The sequence below is a fragment of the uncultured Corynebacterium sp. genome (assembly GCF_902782855.1).
Classification (GTDB): Bacteria; Actinomycetota; Actinomycetes; order Mycobacteriales; family Mycobacteriaceae; genus Corynebacterium.
Genome location: NZ_CACZOO010000029.1, coordinates 1 through 6,393, shown reverse-complemented (window position 1 = coordinate 6,393; position 6,393 = coordinate 1). Strand labels below are relative to the sequence as shown.

Here is a 6,393-nt window from a genome sequence, read left to right as displayed (position 1 = left end):
CCGGGGACGCCGGTGACGGGGATACCGGTGACGCACCGGACGGCGTTCCGCCACGCCCTTTCCTGACCGCGGCCGGCCACAGGTGGTCCGCGGCGAGACGGCCCAGACCCCAGACCATCACGGCACACATCACCGAGGAGACCGCCACCGCCGCACCGACGGTGATGTCGGCACCTGTCAGGGCACGCACCGGGGCCGCGACGGCACGGACCAGCACAGGGTAGCCGGGGAAGAACGCCACGGACTGCCATTCGACAGGGTCGCCATCGGGCGTCCCGGCGTTCCCCATGGTGAAGCCGGAGTAGCCGTGACGGGAGATCAGCGTCATCCACCGGGAGTCCCACTGCATCATCACCTCGGTGAGGCTCATGCCGTGGTGTGCGCCGCGGGCCCGCATGACCAGCAACTGCGCCGCCTGGACCAGGACGGTGACGGCCAGGGCGACCACCGGAACGACCGGAAACCGGTGGGTCGGAGGTGGCCGGTGGGGCGGGGGTGACCGGTGGGGGTCGCGGGGCCGGGCGCTCTGTGTGGACATCCCCCACGACGTTAGCGGGGGTGCAGCCGTACGGCCGCCTTCCCCCCGGATGCGGTGGAGACTATGGGACGGATCACACATGTGGGCCATCGTGGGTTACACTCGTCCGCGTGAACACGTTCCGCGGTCAGCTTCTTCTTCTCTGCCGCGGCGGGGTCAGGGTGTAATACCGACCGGCTCCCCGTCGCGGAGGTGAGTCGTGCCGGTCGGTGCCGAGATATTTCCCCACACCAGACGCGCCGCCAGCGTCGTACCTGTACAGGAGCACACCATGACACCCACCGATTCCTTCATCTCCGCGCCCGCCCGGATCGACACGCCCGCCGGTGAGATCCCGGCCGGTCAGCCCGCCTGGAACAGGCAGCGCCCCTCCCAGATGCCGGTGCACCGCTACCAGCCGCATTTCACCGAGGTCGAGCGTTTCCAGCTGCCGGACCGCACCTGGCCGGACAAGGTCATCGACAAGGCACCGCAGTGGTGCGCCGTCGACCTGCGTGACGGCAACCAGGCCCTGATCGACCCGATGAGCCCCGAGCGTAAGCGCCGCATGTTCGAACTGCTGGTGAAGATGGGTTACAAGGAGATCGAGGTCGGTTTCCCCTCGGCGTCCCAGACGGACTTCGACTTCGTCCGCGAGATCATCGAGAAGAACATGATCCCTGACGACGTCACCATCCAGGTGCTGGTCCAGGCGCGCGAGCACCTGATCCGTCGCACCTTCGAGGCCTGCGAGGGCGCGAAGAACGTCATCGTGCACTTCTACAACTCGACCTCGATCCTGCAGCGCAAGGTCGTCTTCCGGAAGGACAGGCCGGCGGTCAAGCAGCTGGCGACGGATGCCGCGCACCTGATCAAGGAAATCGCCGTCGACTACCCGGACACCAACTGGCGGTGGGAGTACTCCCCGGAGTCCTACACCGGCACCGAGGTCGGGTACGCCAAGGAGGTCTGCGACGCGGTCATCGAGATCATGGACCCGACCCCGGACAACCCGATGATCATCAATCTGCCGTCCACGGTGGAGATGACCACCCCGAACGTCTACGCCGACACCATCGAGTGGATGCACCGCAACATCTCACGGCGTGACTCGGTACTGCTGTCCCTGCACCCGCACAACGACCGCGGCACCGGCGTGGCCACCGCCGAGCTGGGCTACATGGCCGGCGCGGACCGTATCGAGGGCTGCCTGTTCGGCAACGGTGAGCGCACCGGCAACGTCGACCTGGTCACCCTGGGCCTGAACATGTTCACCCAGGGTGTGGATCCGCAGATCGACTTCTCCGACATCGAGGAGATCCGCCGCACGGTCGAGTACTGCAACCAGCTGGCGGTCCACGAGCGCGCTCCGTACGGCGGTGACCTGGTCTTCACCGCGTTCTCCGGGTCCCACCAGGACGCCATCAACAAGGGCATGGACTACATGGCCGACGAGGCGCACCCGGGTGCCCACGCCAACGAGATCACCGATGAGGAGTTCGCGAAGGTCATCTGGGAGGTGCCCTACCTGCCCATCGACCCGAAGGACATCGGCCGCAGCTACGAGGCCGTGATCCGGGTGAACTCGCAGTCCGGCAAGGGCGGCGTCGCGTACATCATGAAGACCGACCACGGTCTGGACATGCCGCGTCCGATGCAGGTCGAGTTCTCTGCCGTCGTCCAGGCCCTCACCGATGCCGAAGGCGGCGAGATCAACTCCAAGGCGATGTGGGACATCTTCTCCGGGGAGTACCTGGACCGTGTCTCCCCGCTGGAGCAGATCTCGGTGACCGTCGACGGTCCGCAGACCGAGGGCTCGGAGACCAAGGTCACCGCCGAGATCGAGTGGAACGGCGAGCACAAGACGATCCAGGGACGCGGCAACGGGCCGCTGGCCGCCTACGCCCGGGCGCTGGAGTCGCTCGGTGTCGACTTCGAGGTGCAGGAGTACACCCAGCACGCCCGCACCGCCGGTGATGACGCCGAGGCCGCCGCCTATGTCCTGGCCCAGGTCAACGGACAGAAGGTGTGGGGTGTCGGTATCGCCGGCTCCATCACCTACGCCTCACTGAAGGCGATGACCTCCGCGGTCAACCGGGCCTACGCCACCGAGGCCTCCGTCCTGGCCGGCGGCGTGTAGGTCGGCCCGGAGCCGAGCCGCACTGACGCGGTGCCGGCGCCACACACAAGGAGGCACGGATCCCCACGCGGGGTCCGTGCCTCCTTTTCCGTCTTCCCGTTCCCCACTCGCCGGGCGCCCGGCACTCTGCACCCGGCGCCAGGTGAATGCTGCGATCAGGTTAAATGTGGCCGCAGCGGTGGCGGTACCCGACCGACCGGTGTTCACTGTGATTCATTGTTGATTCTTTACAGTAGATTTTGAGTTCGAAACCCGGACAGGACACCGACTTGAACACCACCGCAACAGCCACGGCAACCGCCACCGCGGCGCCCACCCTCCGCACCGAGACCGACCTCCTCGGCTCCGTCGACATCCCCGCAGACCGATACTGGGGCATCCACACCGCCCGCGCCCTGGCCAACTTCCCCATCACGGAGACCACCGTCGGCGGCGTCCCCGCGCTCGTCGATGCCCTCGCCGTCCTCAAGGAGGCCGCCGCGGTCGTCAACGCCCGCCACGCCCTGATCGACGCCACCGCCCAGACCTCGATCATCGCCGCGTGCCGCAGGATCCGTTCCGGACGCTTCGCTGACCGGCTCCCCGAGTTGTTCCCGTTGAGCATGATCCAGGGAGGTGCGGGAACCTCGACGAACATGAACGCCAACGAGGTCATCGCCAACATCGCCCTGGAGCACCTCGGGCTGGAGAAGGGCCGTTACGATGCCGTCGACCCGCACAATGACGTCAACTGTTCCCAGTCCACCAATGACGTCTACCCCTCGGCGCTGAAGATCGCCCTGCTCGCGCATGCCGCCAGCACCGTCACCGCACTGCGTCGGGTCGCGCGGTCCTGGCGTGCGAAAGCGGTGGAGTTCGACGACATCCTCAAACTGGGCAGGACCCAGCTGCAGGACGCGGTGCCCATGACTCTCGGCCGGGAGTTGACGGCCTTCGCCGCCATGGCGGAGGACGACGCCGGTGTACTGGACCGCGCCACCGACGGACTGCGGGAACTGAACATCGGTGGCACAGCTGTCGGCACCGGACTCAACGCCCCCGCCGGGTACACCGCCGAGATGGTCGCCGTGCTCAACGATCTCACCGGATTGAAGCTGCGTCGGGCCCCCGATCTCGTGGCGGCGACTGCGGACGTCGCCGCGTTCGTCGATCTGTCAGCGGCACTGAAGAGGGCGGCACTGCACACCTCGAAGGTCTGCCATGACCTCCGCCTGCTCTCCAGCGGTCCCCGTTCGGGTATCGGTGACCTCACGCTGCCCGCGGTGCAGGCGGGGTCCTCGATCATGCCGGGCAAGGTGAATCCGGTGATCCCAGAGGCCGTCAACCAGGTCGCTTTCGAGATCGTCGGCGTCGACACGACCGTGTCCATGGCCGCGGACAACGGCCAGTTGCAGCTCAACGCCTTTGAACCGGTGATCGCCCATGTCCTCTTCCAGGGGCTCGACCATTTCACCCGGGCGCTGGACACACTCCGTCTGCGCTGCATCGACGGGATCACCTGCGACGAGGCCCATGTGGCGAAGCTGCGGGAGGATGTCTGGTCCTCCGCGTCCCTCGCCACGGCCCTGTCCCCGTGGATCGGATACCGGCAGGCCACCACGGTCGCCCGGGAATCTCAGCGGTCCGGCCGCAGCGTGGTCGACATCGTCCGGGCGTCGGGGATGATGACCGGGGCCGAACTCGGCACCGCACTGTCCACGGCACGTCTGACCACGGGCGCCTAGTTCCAGCGTGCGACTGAGGCACGGCCGGTGTTTGTTCACTGCGCTTCGTCGTCGGGGGAGGCCGAACAGTATGATGGCGCCATGACTTCCACGGGCCCGGACAACGACAGCGCGGGGCTTTCCGGGACCACCGGGGGTTCCGGAGCCACTGCGGGTTCAGGGACCACCGGGGGTTCAGGGGCCCCGGGTTCGGCGACGGGCCGTTCCCGGCGCCGGCGTCGCCGCCAGGTCCACCGCCGCGCTGCACCGCCCTCACAGGGAGTGGGGCGCTCCCCACAGGATGCAGACCAGAATGCAGACCAGGACGCGGGGCAGGACGCGACAACGGCCACCTCGGCCACCGGGATCGCGGGTGGCGACCCCGCGACGTCGGGTACTGCAGTGTCCACGGGCACTTCGGCGCCCGCCGCCCCCCGGTCGCCGCGTGTCCCCAAGACCTTCCACGGTGACCTCCCCGATGCCGAGGCCGCCCCCTTCATCGCCCTCACCGTCGCAACGTCCGGTATCCACCCCACGACCTCACGCCTTGTCGCCGTCGCCGCCGTCCTCCACGATGCCGAGGGGCAGCCGGTCAGGTTCACCGGTAACCGTCCGGCCTGCAGCGGCGGCGCCACCGCCGGTGACAGCACCGGGGAGGACGGCACCGTAGAGCTCACCGGCGTGGTCCAGCAGATCAACCCCGGAGAGGACCCGGGCCCGTGGCACCTCCACGGGTACACCGAGGCGGACCTGGGCCAGGCACCCGGCTTCGCCACCGTCGCCCCGCTACTGTTCACGCTACTCAACGGCCGGACCGTCATCTGCCACGGATCGTCCTTGACCTGGGGTTTCATTGTCGAGGAGTACCGTCGCGCCCAACGCGCCGCGAACCGCGCAGCCCCCCGGGGAAGTGCCCGCGGCCGACGACGCAACACCCGGCGTCCCCGCAAGATCGCCGTGCCGGTCCCGGAGCGCATCGTGGACACGATGACCACCGCCCGCCGTCAGTCCGTCCCGGTGATCGACCCGCGGCTGCGCAGCATCGCCGACCACTACCGTGATGCCGAGGGCCTGGAACTCCCCGCCGACACCCTCCCCGACCTCGGCGCCGTCGCCTCCGAGGCACGCGCGGACACCGGCGCCGACGAACTCCTCCTCGCCGACGCCCGCATCCTTCTGCCGTTACACCTGGTGCAGGAGGATCTCACGGACGCCGGCCGCGGCAGCATCCAGTCCGCTGTCCCGTCCGACCTCACCGCCGACAGGTTCGGACTGCAGCGTTCCACCGTCCGGGTGGACGCCACCACCACACCACGCCCCTACGCCAATCCCGGTGTCCCCGGCAACGATCGCCGGGTGACCGAGGGCATGGAGTTCGTGGTCAGCCCCGATGTGGCGACCGACCCCGACGAGCTCATCTCCGCCGGACTGCGGGCCGGGTTGGTCTACAGTGAGAAACTGAACCGCACCTCCAGCCTGGTGGTGTGCAACGCCAACCATGAACTTCGCGGCAAGGCGATGCACGCCCACCGCAAGAACATCCCCCTGTTCACCGACGCCGAGTTCCTCCACGCTCTGGAGGACGTGGAGCCGGGGACCGCGTCCACCGGGGAGCCGGAGACGCGTCCCGCCACGCCACGGATCCCCGCACCCCAACGTGGCGGGCAGGGACGTCCACGAAGGAAACACGGGTCCCGGCAGGGGGCGAACCAGGGAACCCGGCAGAGCGGCCGGCAGGGCGGCCGGCAGGGCGGCGGCAGGCAGAGCGGCCGGCAGGACTCACCGCAGTCCAACCGGCGTACCCCGATCCGGCAGCCCCGCCAGCATGGTGAGACCGCCGGGCATGACGGTGCGGCGACGGGGCCGGCGGCGTCCACCGGAGGAGGCCCGGTTGGATCCAGGGCCGGATCCAGGGCCGAATCCAGGGCCGGATCCACGGGAGACCGGAACCGTTCCCGCAACCGCAACAGGCGGCGTTCCTCCGGCAGCTCCGGAGGCTCCGGCAGCAAGCAGAAGCAGGGCGGGCAGGGCGG

Annotated in this window: 3 protein-coding genes and 1 pseudogene; 3 read left to right on the top strand and 1 reads right to left on the bottom strand. The window is 68.7% G+C overall.

Going from position 1 to position 6,393, the window contains the following annotated elements; genetic code table 11:
• Positions 1-538 (bottom strand): annotated as a pseudogene (locus QZV72_RS01235) (hypothetical protein); the annotation flags it as partial.
• 271 nt (positions 539-809) lie between these two features.
• On the opposite strand from QZV72_RS01235, the gene leuA reads away from it, so the two are divergent.
• The 3 genes from leuA to QZV72_RS01220 all read left to right on the top strand — a co-directional run.
• Positions 810-2,657 (top strand): 2-isopropylmalate synthase, encoded by a 1,848-nt coding sequence (leuA, locus tag QZV72_RS01230; protein WP_297004217.1) that lies wholly within the window; start codon positions 810-812, stop codon positions 2,655-2,657.
• A 269-nt stretch (positions 2,658-2,926) separates the two neighbouring features.
• Positions 2,927-4,381 (top strand): aspartate ammonia-lyase, encoded by a 1,455-nt coding sequence (locus QZV72_RS01225; protein ID WP_297004215.1) that lies wholly within the window; start codon positions 2,927-2,929, stop codon positions 4,379-4,381.
• Positions 4,382-4,762: 381 nt separating this feature from the next.
• On the top strand, positions 4,763-6,393 hold a 1,631-nt coding region (locus QZV72_RS01220; protein WP_297004213.1), incomplete at its 3' end, for a DNA polymerase III subunit epsilon.

Bases quoted from the DNA above. Each gene is read 5' to 3' on its own strand.
- leuA (WP_297004217.1), top strand. From the start codon at position 810: ATGACACCCACCGATTCCTTCATCTCCGCGCCCGCCCGGATCGACACG.